At 69.8% G+C, this 16,380-nt stretch carries 16 protein-coding genes; 7 read left to right on the forward strand and 9 right to left on the reverse strand.

Going from position 1 to position 16,380, the window contains the following annotated elements; translation table 11 throughout:
- Positions 1-37: 37 nt before the first annotated feature.
- From pabB to WFH44_RS13075, 5 genes are all read right to left on the reverse strand, one after another.
- A complete protein-coding gene (gene pabB, locus WFH44_RS13055) occupies positions 38-2,125 on the reverse strand; it encodes an aminodeoxychorismate synthase component I (RefSeq protein WP_336714315.1) in 2,088 nt (695 codons plus the stop codon).
- Entirely contained in the window at positions 2,112-2,609 is a 498-nt protein-coding gene (locus WFH44_RS13060) for a low molecular weight protein-tyrosine-phosphatase (protein ID WP_336714316.1), read from the reverse strand. The genes pabB and WFH44_RS13060 overlap by 14 nt, the downstream gene beginning before the upstream one ends.
- A 14-nt stretch (positions 2,610-2,623) precedes the next feature.
- The gene (locus WFH44_RS13065) at positions 2,624-3,244 is read right to left on the reverse strand and encodes a LysE family transporter (protein ID WP_336714318.1); all 621 of its coding nucleotides are present in this window, start codon (positions 3,242-3,244) and stop codon (positions 2,624-2,626) included.
- A 70-nt stretch (positions 3,245-3,314) separates the two neighbouring features.
- Positions 3,315-4,910: a phytoene desaturase family protein gene (locus WFH44_RS13070; protein WP_336714319.1), complete on the reverse strand. Its 1,596-nt coding sequence runs from the start codon at positions 4,908-4,910 to the stop codon at positions 3,315-3,317.
- Positions 4,911-4,981: 71 nt separating this feature from the next.
- A complete protein-coding gene (locus WFH44_RS13075; protein ID WP_336714320.1) occupies positions 4,982-5,788 on the reverse strand; it encodes a class I SAM-dependent methyltransferase in 807 nt (268 codons plus the stop codon).
- 175 nt (positions 5,789-5,963) lie between these two features.
- On the opposite strand from WFH44_RS13075, the gene WFH44_RS13080 reads away from it, so the two are divergent.
- From WFH44_RS13080 to WFH44_RS13100, 5 genes are all read left to right on the forward strand, one after another.
- Positions 5,964-8,102: an MMPL family transporter gene (locus WFH44_RS13080; RefSeq protein WP_336714321.1), complete on the forward strand. Its 2,139-nt coding sequence runs from the start codon at positions 5,964-5,966 to the stop codon at positions 8,100-8,102.
- A 300-nt stretch (positions 8,103-8,402) separates the two neighbouring features.
- Positions 8,403-10,274 carry a molecular chaperone DnaK gene (dnaK, locus tag WFH44_RS13085; protein ID WP_336714322.1) on the forward strand — a complete coding sequence of 624 codons (1,872 nt, stop codon included), beginning with the start codon at positions 8,403-8,405 and terminating at the stop codon, positions 10,272-10,274.
- 2 nt (positions 10,275-10,276) lie between these two features.
- Positions 10,277-10,951, forward strand: a complete 675-nt coding sequence (locus WFH44_RS13090; RefSeq protein ID WP_336714324.1) for a nucleotide exchange factor GrpE — start codon at positions 10,277-10,279, stop codon at positions 10,949-10,951.
- A gap of 125 nt (positions 10,952-11,076) precedes the next feature.
- Positions 11,077-12,057, forward strand: a complete 981-nt coding sequence (locus WFH44_RS13095; RefSeq protein WP_336714325.1) for a DnaJ C-terminal domain-containing protein — start codon at positions 11,077-11,079, stop codon at positions 12,055-12,057.
- Between the two features lie 25 nt (positions 12,058-12,082).
- Complete coding sequence (locus WFH44_RS13100; RefSeq protein ID WP_264797438.1) at positions 12,083-12,508, forward strand: heat shock protein transcriptional repressor HspR; 426 nt, start codon at positions 12,083-12,085, stop codon at positions 12,506-12,508.
- Here the strand turns inward: WFH44_RS13100 and WFH44_RS13105 are convergent.
- The 3 genes from WFH44_RS13105 to WFH44_RS13115 all read right to left on the reverse strand — a co-directional run bounded on the left by WFH44_RS13105 (position 12,438) and on the right by WFH44_RS13115 (position 14,003).
- Positions 12,438-12,800 (reverse strand): UPF0758 domain-containing protein, encoded by a 363-nt coding sequence (locus WFH44_RS13105; RefSeq protein WP_336714327.1) that lies wholly within the window; start codon positions 12,798-12,800, stop codon positions 12,438-12,440. The two genes, WFH44_RS13100 and WFH44_RS13105, sit on opposite strands and share 71 nt — an antisense overlap.
- A 93-nt stretch (positions 12,801-12,893) precedes the next feature.
- Positions 12,894-13,460 carry a DUF5655 domain-containing protein gene (locus WFH44_RS13110; RefSeq protein ID WP_336714329.1) on the reverse strand — a complete coding sequence of 189 codons (567 nt, stop codon included), beginning with the start codon at positions 13,458-13,460 and terminating at the stop codon, positions 12,894-12,896.
- Positions 13,461-13,478: 18 nt separating this feature from the next.
- Positions 13,479-14,003 (reverse strand): COG4315 family predicted lipoprotein, encoded by a 525-nt coding sequence (locus tag WFH44_RS13115; protein ID WP_336714330.1) that lies wholly within the window; start codon positions 14,001-14,003, stop codon positions 13,479-13,481.
- 193 nt (positions 14,004-14,196) lie between these two features.
- Here WFH44_RS13115 and WFH44_RS13120 point away from each other — a divergent pair, with 193 nt between their 5' ends.
- Together WFH44_RS13120 and WFH44_RS13125 are read left to right on the forward strand one after the other, a co-directional pair.
- Positions 14,197-14,688: a sigma-70 family RNA polymerase sigma factor gene (locus WFH44_RS13120; protein ID WP_336714331.1), complete on the forward strand. Its 492-nt coding sequence runs from the start codon at positions 14,197-14,199 to the stop codon at positions 14,686-14,688.
- Entirely contained in the window at positions 14,685-15,344 is a 660-nt protein-coding gene (locus WFH44_RS13125; protein WP_336714333.1) for a zf-HC2 domain-containing protein, read from the forward strand. Before WFH44_RS13120 ends, WFH44_RS13125 begins: the two co-directional genes overlap by 4 nt.
- A 27-nt stretch (positions 15,345-15,371) precedes the next feature.
- Here WFH44_RS13125 and trmB read toward each other — a convergent pair whose 3' ends face one another.
- On the reverse strand, positions 15,372-16,313 hold the full coding sequence (gene trmB, locus WFH44_RS13130; protein ID WP_336714335.1) for a tRNA (guanosine(46)-N7)-methyltransferase TrmB: 942 nt from the start codon (positions 16,311-16,313) through the stop codon (positions 15,372-15,374).
- Positions 16,314-16,380: the final 67 nt, after the last annotated feature.

The raw sequence follows: 16,380 nt of genomic DNA on the forward strand, positions 1-16,380 counted from the left end.
CTCTGCGGCAGGCCGACGATGCAGCAGCAGGATGTTGTCAGTCCGGAAAGGCGGCGCCGAGGGTCGAGAGCACCCCGAAGGCCTTCGCCCGGACTTCGTCCCACTCTGCGGCCGGGTCCGAGTCGGCGGTGATGGCACCGCCCACGCCGAGGCTGAGCCGGCTGCCGTGGCGGACCAGCGTGCGGATCACCACCGACAAGTCGGAAGCGCCGCTGAGGGAAAAGTAGCCGGCCGCCCCGGAATAGATGCCGCGGGGGCCGGATTCCAGCTGGTCGAGGATCTCCATCGTGCTGATCTTCGGCGCGCCGGTCATGGAGCCGGCAGGGAACGCGGCGGCCACGGCCTCGGCCCGGGAAGCGTCCGGCCGGAGCTGCGCATCGATCGTGGAGACCATCTGGTGCACCGTGGCGTAGCTTTCGATCGCGCACAGCCGGCTGACCCGGAGCGTCCCCGGCACGGCATAGTGGCTGAGGTCGTTGCGCAGCAGGTCCACGATCATGATGTTTTCGGCCCGGTCCTTCGGGCTCGCCGCCAGCTCGGCTTTGGCCGCCGCGTCCTCCGCCGGGTCCTCCAGCCGCCGGCGCGTGCCCTTGATCGGCTCCGCCCGCAGCCACCCGTCGGCACGGATGCTCATGAACCGCTCCGGGGACGTGCTGGCCACCGTCAGGTCGCCGAACCGCAGGTAGGTGGCAAAGGGCGCGGGATTGCGACGGCGGAGGGCAAGGTAGGTGCCCAGGTCGTCAAGGCCGGGGGAGGCATCGGCAGCCAGTTGGGTGGTCAGGCAGATTTCGTAGGAATTGCCCTCCGTGATCTCCGCCTGTGCCCGGCGCACCTTGTCCAGGTAGGAGGCCCGGCTGTCCCGCAGCGTGAAGGCCGGTGCCGCGGCGGACGGGGCACGTCCCTCCTGCTCCCCGCCGTCCGACGGCGCACCCGCATCCTGCTCCCCGCCGTCTGGCGCACCGGCGGACAGCGCTCCGATGGCCCGGCGGGCCTGCTCCCGCCACCGCGCCGCCTCGGCGGAAGCCGCCTCGTCGAGGCCGGCGGCGTGGGTCAGCGTCAGCAGGTAGGTGAGCTGCCGCTGATGGTCCAGCACTATGCCCCGCCCGGCGAAGATCAGCGCCGCGTCCGGAGTCGGCGCGGCGACGTCGCTGCCCCCGGTTTCGCGCTTGAGTTCATAGCCCAGGCACCCGATCCAGCCGAGCGCGAATCCCTCCGGCACGTCGTCGGGGAGCTGCACTGCCGCCCCGCCCCAGACGGAGTCCAGCCAGCGGAAGAACGGACCCCGGATCCGGACGCTCACCCGGCCCCGGGTGATAGTGGTGGTCCCCGCCCGGTGCTCGGCAAGCGCCCCCAGCGGACCGCCGCCGTCGGCCATGATGCTGACCGCGTTCCGGTCCACAGGCCGGCCCGCGGCCGCGTTGGAACTGTCCAGCCATACGGCGTGGGACGAGGCGCCGTACAGGGCCCGGAAGAGGGCGGCGGAATCCGGGCAGCTGCCCAGCCGTTCCACCTGAAGCTCCGGTCCCGGAAGGTGCGATCGTTCCAGAGCCAGCAGCGGCTCGAGCTGCGGCAGGTCGAGCAGAGCCCGCAGGACGGCGGAGGGGGAGAGCAGGTCCGGGCTGTCCTGGACCACGATGTCAGCGGCGCCGGCCACATCGTCGGCGGCCAGCCATTTCTGCTCCTGCCCGGCCCAGGTATCCCAGTAGGGTTCGTAGCCAGCGCCGTCCCGGGCAATGGCGCGGGTGCGCCGCTGTCCGGCGTCCGCTTCGATCCAGATAACCGCATCGAGGAGCTGCCGGGCGGCGGCATCGGCCGCTCCGACGCCTTCCAGGATCACGACCTCGGCGGGCTCGGTGACGCGGCGCTCGCCGTCGGTGTCCGCGGTCCAGTTCCACGCCGTCCAACGTGCGCTCAGGCCGCGCGAGAGCGGTTCCAGCACCGTTTCCCAGTACCGGCGCCGGCCGTCCTCCAGGCCGTTCCAGCCGGGGTAGATGTCTTCCAGATGGAAAACGCCGACGCTGCGGTGGCGGCGCAGCAGAGCGGCAAGCTCCAGGGCGAGGGTGGTCTTGCCCGCCCCGGACCGGCCATCGACGGCGATGAGCACCGGCCTGTCAGCGGGCTGCAAGAGCGGCCCTGACGTGCTGCACGATTCCCGGAACCGCCCCGCTGATCATGTCCCAGCTGGCCTCGAAGTCCGCCTCGTCCCCGAACCACGGATCGTAGATACCCTGCGCCGCGGGCTCCTCGTCCGCCAGGGCGGGATCGAAGGAACGGAACATCCGCACCTTGGCGAGGGAGTCCTCGTCCGGCGCGTCCGCCCGGAGCTGCTCGTAATGGTCGATGTCCAGGGCCAGGATCAGGTCGCGCTCCCGGTACCAGGCCGGCAGGAACTGGCGCGCGCGGTGGCCGGTGCTGGGCAGGCCCGCCAGCTTGAGGCGCGCCGCCGCGCGCCCGTCGATCGGCCGCCCGGCCTCCCAGTTCGACGTCCCGGCCGAGTCGACCGTTGCCCGGGCCGCCAGGCCGGCCTCCGCCAGGGCCTTGGTCAGCACGTACTGTGCCATGGGCGAGCGGCAGATATTGCCCGTGCAGACGGTGATGATCCGGTACATAGGCTCGATTCTAGTTAGAAGAAGGCCAGGAGCAGGCCGACGCCGATGAACAGCGCGCCGAAGACCGTGCTCATGATCCGCTGGCCGCGGGTGCTGCGCGTGAAGCGCTGGAACGTCCGGGCGGCCGCGGCGAAGAAGAACCACATGACGAGGATGTCGATCAGCACGATCGTCGCTCCCAGCACCATGTACTGCGGTGCCAGCGGCGTCTCCGGCCGGATGAAGCCCGGCACGAACGCCAGGAAGAACACCACGGCCTTGGGATTGAGCAGGTTCACCCACAGGCCGCGGCGGAACATCGACCACGCCGGCTCGTTCCGCCGGCTGAGGGCCACGGCCTCCTCCGCCTCCGGCTTGGCCAGCAGCTGGCGGACACCCAAGTAGATAAGGTAGGCGGCGCCCGCGTACTTGATCGCGTAGAACGCCGTCGGTGAACTGGCCACCAGCAGGCCCACCCCCAGGGCGACGATGGCCAGGTGGACGACCAGCGCGGCCTGCTGCCCGAGGATGCCCCAAATGGAGCGGCGGAAGCCGGTATTGAGCGCGTTGCTCATCGTGTTGATGGCTCCCGCGCCGGGGGTCAGGCTGATGACCGTGCCGGCGCCCACCAGGGCGAGCCACAGGGAAAATTGCACGAGGTGATATTACGCTGGCCAGGCCGTGGCCACACAACGTGTCCGCCGGCCGAAATCCTTGCAGCGCCGGTCAGCCTTCTTCGAGCAGCGCCATGGCGGCGTTGTGGCCGCCCAGGCCGCTGACGCCGCCGCCCCTGCGCGCGCCGGCGCCGCACATCAGGATGCGCTCGTGGCCGGTGGCAACGCCCCAGCGCCGCGCCGCGTTGTCCAGGGGCTCGTCGTCTTCGGCGAACGGCCAGGAGAGCGGGCCGTGGAAGATGCTGCCGCCGGGCATCGCGAGGCTGTGCTCCAGGTCGAGGGTGGTCCTGGTCTCGATGCAGGGGCGGCCGTCGGCGTCGGTCATGAGGCAGTCCTCGACCGGCTCCGCCAGGACGGAGTTGAGCGAATCGAGCACCGCCCGCTGCAGTTCCTCCCGCAGCCGGTCATTGTCTATCTCGGTCAGCAGCCGGTGCGGAGTCTGCAGGGTGAAGACCGTGAGTGTGTGGGCGCCTTCCCGCCGCAGGCGCTCCGGCAGGATCGACGGGTCCGCGAGCGTGTGGCAGTAGATCTCGGCCGGCAGCGGAGCCGGAACCGAGCCGCGCGTGGCGTCTGTGTAGGCACGCTCCAGCTGGGTGTACGCCTCGTTGATATGGAAGGTGCCGCCGAAGGCCGCCTCGGGCGCCAGGCTGCTGTCCTTGAGCCGGGGCAGCCGCTTGAGCAGCAGGTTGACCTTGGCCTGCGCACCCTCGGCCCGGCCGGATGCCGGAGCCGCTGTCCCGGTGGCCGCGTCGCCCAGGAGGCGCTCCAGCACCTGCGGGGCCACATTGGCGAGCACAAACTCCCCGTGCACCGTGGAAGGGCCGTCGGCGCCGCCGTCGTACGCCACCTCGCCGCCAGGTGACACCGCGGTGACCTCGGCCGACGTGCGGAACTGGACGCCGGCCGCCCGGGCGGCCTTTTCCAGCGCGCCGCTGACCGCGCCCATGCCGCCTTCCGGGACGTCCCAGTCACCGGTCCCGCCGCCGATCACGTGGTACAGGAAGCACTTGTTCTGCTGCAGGTCCTTCTGCTCGGCGCGGGCGAACGTGCTGATCAGCCCGTCGGTGAGGACCACGCCGCGGACCAGATCGGACCGGAACGCCGTCTTGATCGCCTCGCCCAGGGGCCGCTCGAAGAAGTCCGCCCACAGCTCGTCATCATCCAGCAGGGCGCGGACGTCGCTGCGCCGCGGCAGCGGCTGCGTCACGGTCGGCCACAGCCGCTCGGCGATGGCTCCGGTGCGCTCGTAGAAGCGGCCGAAGGCCTCGAAGTCGGCTGCCGCGTCCACGGCCGCGAAGGACGCGCGCGTCGCCTCGGGATCTTCGTTGTCCACCAGCAGGCCCGCATCCGTGCCTGGCAGGGGCGTGTAGGAGGAGTAGCGGCGTCGGATCAGCCGCAGGTCCAGGCCGAGGTCGTCGATGATCTGCTGCGGAAACAGGCTCACCAGGTAGGAGTAGCGCGAGAGGCGGGCGTCCGTGCCGGGGAAAACCTCGGCGGAGACGGCGGCGCCGCCGAGGTGGTCCTGCCGCTCCAGCACCAGCACGGAGCGGCCGGCTCGTGCCAGGTAGGTGGCGGCTACCAGGCCGTTGTGTCCGCCGCCGATGACGACGACGTCGAAGTGCTCTTGTTCACGGGTATGCAGGGGCATGGGGCTCCTCTATCGGGCCAGGTCGGCCGGCGGGCGGCGCTGCTGCGCCGGCGGGTCTCGGGGCTTGCTGGTCAGGGTTTGCGCGCGAGGATCTCCCCGTTGGGAATGAGGAACCAGCCGTCCGCGGCCATGGCCCACTCCTGCCAGCCCTGCGCGAGGCGGTCCAGCCCGGCCTGGTCCAGCAGGCCGCGGTCCAGCGCCTGCTCGCCGTACGCCGAGTGCAGGACCCGCTCGTACCAGACGTTGCCCCACCAGGTGCGCTGTTCCTCGGTGGCGTAGAGCCAGTTGGAGGAGGACGGGCTGATGTCGCTGAACCCGGCGGCCTGCGCCCAGGAGAGCAGGTGGCGGCCGGCGTCGGGCTCGGCGCGGTTGCCGCGGGCAATCTGCTGGTAGGTGTCCATCCACTCGTCCAGCTCCGGGAGTTCCGGGAACCAGCTCATCCCGTGGAAGTCCGCGTCCCGCACGGCGACGATGCCGCCCGGCTTGGTCACGCGCCGCAGCTCATACAGCGCGGCCACCGGATCGGTCAGGTGCTGGAGCACCTGGTGGGCATGGACGACGTCGAAGGTGTCGTCGTCGTAGTCCAGGTCGTAGATGTTGCCGCTGACGAAGACGGCGTTGTCCACCCCGCGCAGCGCGGCGAGCTCGGCGGCCTGCTCCAGCACATCGTCGGAGCGGTCCAGGCCGACCACCTCGCCGGGGGCGACGAGCTCGGCCAGGTCCGCGGTGATGCTGCCCGGCCCGCAGCCGACGTCGAGCAGCCGCATTCCCGGCTTGAGATGCGGCAGCAGGTAGGCGGCGCAGTCCTCGGCGGTGCGGACGGCATGCGCGCTGACGACGCTCTGGTGGTGGCCGTGCGAGTAGACCTCTTCCTTCATAGTGGGAGGGTACTCTGCGCCACAGCGTGAGAGGTAACGGCGCGGCCGCTTGTTGCGCTATTAGTCACGATTGGCCGCGGACAGGGATTCATCGGCGCCGGCCAAAGTATCTCCATGATGGAGATACTTTATAGTGGAGCTAAAAGCCTGCTTCCTCCAAAGAAAGGCCGGTCGGATGTCCCGCTGGTTGAGAGTGTTCGTGCCCGTGCTGGTGGTGCTGGCCTGGTTGGCCGCGGCAGGCCTCGGAGGGCCGACCTTCGGCAAACTCTCGGACGTGTCCACCAATGACCAGGCCGGCTTCCTGCCGCAGAGTGCGGAGTCGACGGAGGCGGGGGAGTGGCAGCAGCGGTTCCTGGATTCCGAGTCCGTGCCCGCCGTCGTCGTTGTCGAATTCGACGCCCCGCTGGCGCCGCAGGAGCTCGGCGGCCTCGCCCCGCTCGGGCAGCAGCTCGGCGAGGCGGCGGGCCTGGCGTCCGGCAGCGGTCCGCAGGTCGCCGGTCCGATTCCCGCCGAGGATCTCACTGCGGTCCAGTTCATCGTCCCCGTGCCCGACGACGGCGAGGTGGGTGCCTCCGTCGACGGGCTGCGCGACGTGCTGGCGGCCGAGCTGCCGGACGGCGCCACCGGTTACGTGACCGGTCCGGCGGGCTTCGTGGCCGACCTGGTCGAGGCGTTCGGCGGCATCGACGGGCTGCTGCTGGGCGTGGCGCTCGCGGCCGTGTTCCTCATCCTGCTCGTGGTGTACCGGGCCCTGCTGCTGCCGTTCCTGGTGCTGCTGACCTCGGTTTTCGCCCTGTGCGCGGCCATCCTGGTCGTCTACTGGTTCGCGCTCCTCGGCTGGATCCAGCTCAGCGGGCAGAGCCAGGGCATTCTGTTCATCCTGGTGATCGGCGCCGCCACGGATTATGCGCTGCTGCTGGTGGCGCGCTACCGGGAGGCCCTCGGCGAGGAGGAATCCGCCTGGTGCGCGATGCGCACGGCGTACCGCGCCGCGGTCGAACCAATCGTCGCCTCCGGGGCGACGGTTACGCTGGCGCTGCTCTGCCTGCTGTTCTCGGACCTGAATTCCAACCGCAGCCTGGGGCCGATCGCGGCCATCGGCATCGTCTTTTCGGTAGTCGCCGCGCTGTCGCTGCTGCCGGCCCTGCTGCTGATCTTCCGCCGCGGGGCCTTCTGGCCGATCGTTCCGCGGCCCGGTCGGCACGCGCACCGGTCCGCCGAGGGCAATGTTCCCGCCGGGGCGGAGGGCCTGCGCGGAATCTGGCGCCGCATCGCCGGACTCATCGCGCACCGGCCGCGGCTGACCTGGCTGGTCTCGCTGGCGGTCCTGGCGGCGGGATCGCTGGGCGTGCTGCAGCTGCAGGCCCACGGGGTGCCGCAGTCGGAGCTGGTCCTGGTCCAGACGGACTCCGCGGACGGCCAGGATGCCCTCGCGCGGCACTTTGACGCCGGATCGGGGTCGCCCGCCGTCATCATCGCCGACGAGGCGCTGCGCGACGAGGTCCTCGAGGTTGTCCGCGGCCAGGACGGGGTGGCCGACGCGGAACTGCTGGCGGCCGGCGGCACGGTCGTGGAAGAAGACGGGCGGGTCCTCATCAATGCCACCCTGGCGGACGTCGCGGATTCTTCGGCCGCCGAGGAGACGGTGGCCGAGCTGCGCGCCGCGCTCGACGCGGTCGACGGCGGGGCCCTGGTCGGCGGCACCACCGCCGTCGCGCTGGATACCAACAACTCGGCCCAGGCCGACCTGCTGAAGATCATCCCGATCGTGCTGGCCGTGATCCTGGTGGTGCTGATGCTGCTGCTGCGCTCCGTCGTCGCGCCGGTGCTGCTGATCCTCAGCGTCGCCCTGTCCTACCTCACGGCCCTCGGCGTCTCGGCCTGGCTGTTCAACCACGTGTTCGGGTTCCCGGGAGCCGATGCGTCGGTCCCGCTCTACGGCTTCGTCTTCCTCGTGGCCCTCGGCGTGGACTACAACATCTTCCTGATGACCCGGGTGCGCGAGGAATCCCTGCGGCTGGGCACCCGGCCGGGGATCCTCCGCGGCCTCGGGGCGACCGGAGGCGTCATCACCTCCGCCGGCATCGTCCTTGCCGCCACCTTCGCGGCGCTGGGGGTCATTCCCATCCTGTTCCTGGCCCAGCTGGCCTTCATCGTCGCGTTCGGGGTGCTGCTGGATACCGTCCTGGTGCGTTCGCTGCTGGTGCCCGCGCTCTCCTACGACCTCGACCGGCGCATCTGGTGGCCGGGAAAGCTGTCGCGGGGAACGCGGCAGGGGGAACCGGCGAAGCCGCCCGCCTACATCGACGCATGATCCCTATCGACGTCTGATCCCCATGGGCGTTGACCCTGACGGGCATGTGGTCCCATGGAGCTCGTGGCTCCCGCGGAGGGGGCGGCCGGGTGGCCGCCCCCTCCGGCGTTTCCGGACAGGGGGTGGCCTGGAGCAGTCCGGGTGCACCTCCAAACTTGAGTGCCAACGGCTCAAGTTGGGTTGACATCCCCGAGGCCCTGAGTAAACTTGAGCTCAGAACGCTCAATCCCGAGCCGCCCTTTTTGGGGCCGGCACGCCTGAGATCCGTGGCCGCCAGGCCAGCCAAGAAAGGACAAGCGTATGTCTCGTGCAGTAGGTATCGACCTCGGAACAACCAACTCCGTGGTTTCCGTGCTGGAAGGTGGCGAGCCCACCGTTATCGCCAACGCCGAGGGTGGACGCACCACGCCCTCCGTTGTCGCCTTCTCGAAGGCCGGCGAGGTCCTCGTCGGCGAGATCGCCAAGCGCCAGGCGGTCAACAACATCGAGCGCACCATCTCTTCCGTCAAGCGCCACATGGGCACCGACTGGAAGAAGGAAATCGACGGCAAGAACTACACCGCCCAGGAGATTTCCGCCCGCATTCTGCAGAAGCTTAAGCACGACGCCGAGTCCTACCTGGGCGAGAAGGTCACCGACGCAGTGATCACCGTTCCGGCGTACTTCAACGACGCCGAGCGCCAGGCCACCAAGGAAGCCGGCGAAATCTCCGGCCTGAACGTCCTGCGCATCGTGAACGAGCCCACCGCCGCTGCTTTGGCCTACGGCCTCGATAAGGGCAAGGAAGACGAACTCATCCTGGTCTTCGACCTCGGCGGCGGTACCTTCGACGTCTCGCTGCTGGAAGTCGGCAAGGACGAGGACGACTTCTCCACCATCCAGGTCCGCGCCACGGCCGGTGACAACCGCCTCGGCGGCGACGACTGGGACCAGCGCGTCGTCGACTACCTGCTGAAGCAGGCCAAGGCCAAGGGCGCCGACCTGTCGAACGACAAGATCGCGCTGCAGCGCCTGAAGGAAGCGGCCGAGCAGGCCAAGAAGGAACTGTCCTCGGCCTCCTCCACCAACATCTCGCTGCAGTACCTCTCCGTGACTCCCGACGGCCCGGTCCACCTGGACGAGCACCTCAGCCGCGCCAAGTTCCAGGAACTGACCGCGGACCTGCTGGAGCGCACCAAGAAGCCGTTCCACGACGTCATCAAGGAGGCCGGCATCAAGGTCTCCGACATCGACCACATCGTGCTCGTCGGCGGTTCCACCCGTATGCCGGCCGTGTACGACCTGGTCAAGGAGATGGCCGGCGGCAAGGAGCCCAACAAGGGCGTGAACCCGGACGAGGTCGTCGCCGTCGGCGCCGCCCTGCAGGCCGGCGTCCTGAAGGGCGAGCGCAAGGACGTCCTGCTGATCGACGTCACCCCGCTGTCCCTGGGCATTGAGACCAAGGGCGGTGTGATGACCAAGCTGATCGAGCGCAACACGGCCATCCCGACCAAGCGTTCGGAGACCTTCACGACCGCGGACGACAACCAGCCCTCCGTCGCCATCCAGGTATTCCAGGGCGAGCGTGAGTTCACCCGGGACAACAAGCCGCTGGGCACCTTCGAGCTGACCGGCATTGCGCCGGCCCCGCGCGGCGTCCCCCAGGTGGAGGTCACCTTCGACATCGACGCCAACGGCATCGTGCACGTTTCCGCCAAGGATAAGGGCACCGGCGCAGAGCAGTCGATGACCATCACCGGCGGCACCGCGCTGTCCAAGGATGACATCGACCGCATGGTCCGCGAGGCCGAGGAACACGCCGCCGAGGACAAGAAGCGCCGCGAGGCCGCCGACGTCCGCAACTCGGCCGAACAGCTGGCCTACTCCGTGGGCAAGCTGCTGACCGACAATGACGAGAAGCTGCCCGCCGAGGTCAAGACCGAGGTCCAGGCCGACGTCGACGCCCTCAAGGCCGCCCTGGAGAAGCAGGATAACGACGACGAGGTCAAGGCCGCGTTCGAGAAGCTCCAGGCATCGCAGACCAAGCTGGGCGAGGCGATCTACTCGCAGTCCCAGGCCGGCGCTCCCGGTGAAGGCGCTCCTGCTGGTGACGGCGCTCCCGGAGCCGGATCTGCCAACGCCGACGAGGACATTGTCGACGCCGAAGTAGTCGACGAGGAAGAGAAGAAGTAACGATGCCCCACCACGGTAACGAGCACGAACACGAGTCAGAGCCGGTGAGCTTCCGCGACAACCGGAAGATCGACCCGGAGACGGGCAAGGTCCGTGGGCCGCAGGAGGAGGCTGCCGCCCAGGATGCGGCGGCCTCCGCGGAGGCAGCAGGCCACGACCATGAGGATGTCACTCCCGTGGACGCGGCCCACGACTCCGGGGACGCACTGGCGCAGGCCGAGCAGATCCTCAACGAGGCCTCGGCCGAACCCGAGGCCGACCAGGCCCTGGTCGAGGAGCTCCGCAATGACCTGCTGCGGCTGCAGGCGGAGTACGTCAACTACCGCAAGCGCGTGGAACGGGACCGGGCGGTGGCCGGAGAGATGGCTGTCATCGGCGTCCTGAACTCGCTGCTGCCGGTGCTCGACGACATCGACGCCGCCCGCCAGCACGGCGACCTCACGGACGGCCCGTTCGCCGCGATCGCAACCAAGCTGGACGGCGTGTTGGAGCAGTACGGCCTGAACCGGATCAACGAGGCCGGGGTGGAGTTCGACCCGAACATCCACGAGGCCCTCATGCAGCAGCCCAATCCGGAGGTCAAGGTGGACACCGTCAACCAGATCCTCCGCGGCGGCTTCAAGTCCGGCGACCGGGTGCTGCGCGCCGCCCAGGTCATCGTGGGCGTGCCGGAGTAAGCGGCAACACCCAAACGGCCGCTGCCGGGAACTGCCTGCCTCGGGCAAGCAGTTCCCGGCACGACCCGTCCCGCCGGCCACGGCGGGACCCGCGACATTAACGACGACGAGAAGGAGGCATCCGGATGGCCAGCCAGGATTGGGTCGACAAGGATTTCTACAAGATCCTCGGTGTCTCCAAGGACGCCTCGGACGCGGACATCAAGAAGGCCTACCGCAAGCTGGCGCGGAAGTACCATCCGGACACCAATGCGTCGGACGCCAGCGCCGAGAAGATGTTCAAGGATGTTTCGGAGGCCTACTCGGTGCTTTCGGACCCCGAGGAACGCCAGCAGTATGACGCGATCCGTGCCATGGGCAGCGGAGCCCGCTTCTCGGCCGGAGGCGCCGGCGGTCCCGGTGCCGGCGGCTTCGAGGACGTCTTCGGCAACCTCTTCGGCCAGCACGCCGGCCGCGGCACCCGAACGGGCGGTTTCGGCGGCGGCAATGTCCCGCCCGAATTCGCCGACCTCTTCGGAGGTTTCGGCGGCGGCGGTTTCCAGGGGCCGCAGGCACCGCCGCGGAAAGGCGCCGACCGGACCGCGTCGACCTCCATTTCCTTCGCCGGTTCGATCAACGGCACGAAGATCGGCCTCCGCGAGCCCTCCGGCGAGGTGATCGAGGTACGCATCCCCGCCGGTATCAAGGACGGCCAGAAGGTGCGGGTCCGGGGCAAGGGACAGCCCGGCCCGGCCGGCAACGGCGACCTGATGGTGACCGTCAACGTCCAGCCGCACGGTTTCTACACCCGGGACGGGGACAACATCCGCGTCCATGTCCCGGTCACCTTCGCCGAGGCGGCGCTGGGCGCCCAGATCGAGGTCCCCACGATGAACGGCGAGCACGTCAAGGTGAAGGTCCCGGCGGGAACGCCGTCCGGCCGCACCCTGCGGGTGAAGGGACGGGGCGTCAAGACGTCGAAGGCGACGGGCGACCTGCTGGTGACCATCGACGTCGTCGTTCCGCAGAACCTGAACAAGCAGGCCGAGGAGGCCGTGAAGGCTTTCGCCGCGGCCACGTCCGACGCGGACCCGCGCTCCTCGCTGGCCGCCAAGGCCCGACTGTAGACGCGTGAAGAGGGGAGGAACGGCGATGGGCATCGACCGCAATGCGCCGATTTTCGTGATTTCCGTGGCAGCCGAGCTGGCCGAAATGCACCCGCAGACACTGCGCCAGTACGACCGGATGGGGCTGGTGTCCCCGTCCCGGCAGCGGGGCCGGCAGCGGCGGTACTCGCAGCGGGACGTCGACCTGCTCCGCGAGGTCCAGCGGCTGTCCCAGGAGGGCGTCTCGCTGGAGGGGATCAAGCGCATCCTCGAACTGGAGAACCAGGTCAGCGCGCTGCGTTCCCGGGTGGCCGAGCTGACCGCCGAACTCGACCAGACCCGGCGCCTGACCAGCGCCGAGGCCAGCCGCGTCTTCGCGGCCGGGCTGGCCGGCGACGTGGTCACCCTGGCCCGGGGCAAGCGTCCGCGGCCGCGGAGCCAGGCGCTGGTTGTGTGGCGGCCCCAGTCCTGACCGAAGCCCGCCGCGCCAGCTCGATGGCCCCCGCCAGCCGGGCGGCCAAGGCGGCGCCCACCCCGGGGATCTGCCTCAGGGCCTCGGCGTCCACGGCCAGCAGCCCGGCAGGACCGCCCGTCTTCTTCAGGATGAGCCGACCCAATTCGAGGCTGCTCGCCTCCCGCGTTCCCGAGCCGATGACCAGGGCCAGCACCTCAGCGTCCCTGAGCCGCCGGATGCCGACCCGGGCCATTTTCTCCCGCGGCCGGTCCGTGGCCTCCATGTCCGCAATGGATGTGTGTGTCTTCATGCAGCCACGCTACGGGCCCATGCCGGCCGGGCGGACCGGCGGGGGCCCGGATGTGCACGGCGGCGCTTCGGGGCGAACCTGTGGAGGAAGGGTCTAGGAATTCTGCTCCAGGGCGCGCTCGAGGATGGCCAGGACGCCGTCGTCGACCTCCGCCGGCGAGCGGAACCGCAGCCGCCGGTCGAAGGGATCACCGGACCGGCCCTTGACCGCCTCGAGCCGGGGGTCCTCCGCCTCGACGCGCAGCAGCAGGTCCAGGCTGCCCTTGTTCGCCGGCGTGATCTGGGCGAACTTGCGGCGCGGCGAATGGACCGAAACGTAGGTCTTCCGGGCCTGCAGCCACACCCCGTCGAGGGAAAGAGCCATGGACATCAGCCGGTCGGCGATCGGGCGCAGCGCCGGCCGGTCAGCATACTGCCCGTCGATCAGCTCGTCGCCCGACTTGAGGAAGAACTCCGGGTAACCGAACAGCTTCCACGCAACGGCCATGGCGGCGTAGCCGGTCACGCCCTGCTCCCGGAGCCATCCGGTCAGCTCCGCCTCCGTCGCGACGCCGGAGGCCCGCGCCTTCCCGGCCCAGGCCTCCGAACCCTCGCCGGTGCGCCGCACCAGCAGCTCCTCGTTCCAGTCGATCATCCCCTGCCAGGATGCAATGTCTGCCATCCCACCAGAGTACTGAGGTCAGCGGATCATGGTCCCGTCGGGAGCCACGACATACCAGACCTCGTTGACGCCCTGGCCGGTCACGTCGCCCGGCTTCGTGTCGTTCTGCCAGAGGTAGATCGGCATGCCGTCGATGGTGACCTGCTTCTTGCCTTCGGGCGTCTCGATGGTGCCGATCTTGGCCGTGACGCCCTCGACCTTGGGGGTGTCGCTTTCGGTCAGCACCGGGGGCCAGGCCACGATGCAGTCGCCGGTGCAGTTGCTGACGCCCGAGTCCTTCGTGTCCTTCGTGAAGTAGTAGACCGTCATCCCCTTGCCGTCGACCACGATCTCGCCGAGGGAGCTGTCCGCCGTCTTCAGGTCCACGGATCCGGCGGCGGCACTGCTCTCGCCCGTGGTGGGCATCGCGCTGGTTTCCGGCGCTGCACTGGTCTCAGGCGCCGCCGGGGGAGCTTCGTTGTCATTTCCGCCGCCGGCACAGCCGGTGAGTCCGAGGAGGGCGGCCGCCATCAGCGCGCTGGCGCCCCTGGTTGTGATCTTCATAAGGAGTCCTATCGGTTCGACCGGGCTGGGCTCGGTGCAGCGCCGCCGGGTGCGGGCCACTATTGGCAAAGACGTGCCCCGGGGCCAGAATGGTTCAACTGCGCGGGCCGCGGCGCAGTTGAACCAAGGGGCCTCCCGTCGGCGTCTGTGCAGGTACGGGTGTCAATTCGGCGCATGCTCGAAGGGATCGGCCATGGCGATGGAAGACGAAGCGGTCGCGCAGCTGTACCGCGAGTACGGAGCGGCGCTGCGGCGCTTCGTCCTCGCCACCACCTCGGACCCGGCCCAGGCCGACGACGTGGTCCAGGAAACCATCCTGCGTGTCTGGAAGCTCGGTCCCGACGTGGAGAACATGCGCGGGTACCTCTACCGCACGGCCCGGCACGTCATCATCGACAATTACCGCCGCCGCAGCCGCCGGGCACCGGAGACCGGGATGCCCGCGGAGGACGCGCCCGCCGAGGACAAGGTCGATTCCCTGCTGCTCAAAGTGGTGATGGAGGAGGCCCTGTCCCGGCTCAGCGTCGACCACAGGAACATCATCCTCGCCCTGTACTACCAGAGGCTCACGGCGGCGGATGCTGCCAAGGCCCTGTCGCTGCCGCTGGGCACCGTTAAATCGCGGGCCTTCTACGCGGCCAGGGCGCTGCGCTCCGTCCTCGAGGAGATGGGGGTCCAGCCATGAAACCCAACCACGAGCAACTCAGCGAGCTGATCGGGCTCTACGTCCTCGGCGGGCTGGAACCGTCCGAGCGGCGCGCCTTCGAAGAACATCTGCGCGACTGCCCGGAATGCGCGGCGGAACTGGCGCGGCTCGAGGGCCTGCCGGCCTTGCTGGAAGGCGTGCCGCGCGAGGTCGCCCTGGAACTGGCCCAGCCGTCGCCGGAGGAGGCCCGGCACAACACCCGGCGCCTGCTGTCCGAACTCCACGTGCGCCGCCGCCAGCAACGACGGCGGGTGGCCGGCCTTGTCACGCTGGTCGCCGCGGCATCGCTCGTCATCGGCGCGGTCGCCGGGCCCGCGGTCACCGCCCCCCGGCTGGTGAAGGACAGCTACACCATGAGCGCGTCCAGCGGACTGGAGGTGCAGCTGGACCTGGTCCACAAGGGCTGGGGGACGGAGCTGGCCATGGACGGGGAACGCCTGCCTGACAGCGGCATCCTCTCGCTCTGGGTCACGGACTCCACCGGAAAGGCGCACCAGGTCGCCACGTGGAAGGCCACGCAGGCGGGCCGGGCCCGGCTCTCGGCCGCCACCGCCGTCGAGACGGAGGAGATCGTGCGGGTCGAGATCAAGGACGCGGAGGAGGTCCCGGTCGCCTCGGTGGTCACCCGGGGCTGAGCCGGCCGCCGGCGCGGCCGGTGGCCGTCAGTCCCCGGTCCGGCGGAAGGTCAGGTCGAAGATCCCGCGGCCGGCCTCGTGCGCCTTCTGCTCGAAGCTGGTCAGCGCACGGCCCTCGAACCGCGGCGCCCAGCCGCCGAGTTCGTCCATGCCCTCGCTCTGGCTCGCATTGCCCGTGCTCACCGGAGCCTTGCCCTCGCGCACCGGGGCGCCGCCCACTTCCTGTTCGACCCCGCTTTCCCAGACCTGGGTGAGCGGGGACGCCGGACCCGTGCGTTCGCCGTCGTGCACGTTGACGAAGCCTGCCGCCGCGTTGCCCACTTCCCGCATCTGGATGGCGTAGGAGGACCAGTCCGTGGCCAGCCGCCAGAGCCCGCCGGGTTCGATGACCCGGGCGGCCAGCGGGGCGAAGCTGTCCTTGACCAGGCGGCGCTTGTGGTGGCGCGTCTTATGCCACGGATCGGGGAAGAAAACCCAGAGTTCGGAAACCGATCCTGCCGGCAGCATGGTGGCGAGGACCTCCGGCGCATTGGCCTGCACGACGCGGACGTTCGAGAGCTGCTTCGTTCCGATGCGCAGCAGCGTCTGGGCCAGGCCCGGCCGGTAGACCTCGACGGCGAGGAAGTTCCACTCGGGGTGCTCCTGGGCCGCGTGGCAGACGGCTTCGCCGAGCCCGGAGCCGATCTCCACCACGAGCGGTGCCCGGCGCCCGAACGCGGCCTCGGCGTCGAACTCATAGCCGGGGTCCACGGAGGTGTCGCCGGCCGCCCGCGGCACGTCGATGACGAAGGCCTCCGCGTAGTCGTCCCAGGCCTGCTGGCGGCGGCCCTGCAGCCGGGAGCCGCGGCGGACGTAGCTGACCGGCTGGGTATGGAAGGAGCCCGGCGCGGCGGACGCGGGGGAGGGGCCGGCGTTGTCCGGGGCAGGGTCCGGGGCGGGAGAATCCGGGGTGGAAGGCTGGTGCATCATCCACCTCAGGATAGCCGCGGTCGGACGGCGTGCGCGCCGCTGGTAGACTGGTGGGTACTTGGAGCGC

Origin of the sequence: Arthrobacter sp. USHLN218 (genome assembly GCF_037144715.1) — a bacterium.
Lineage (GTDB): Bacteria > Actinomycetota > Actinomycetes > Actinomycetales > Micrococcaceae > Crystallibacter.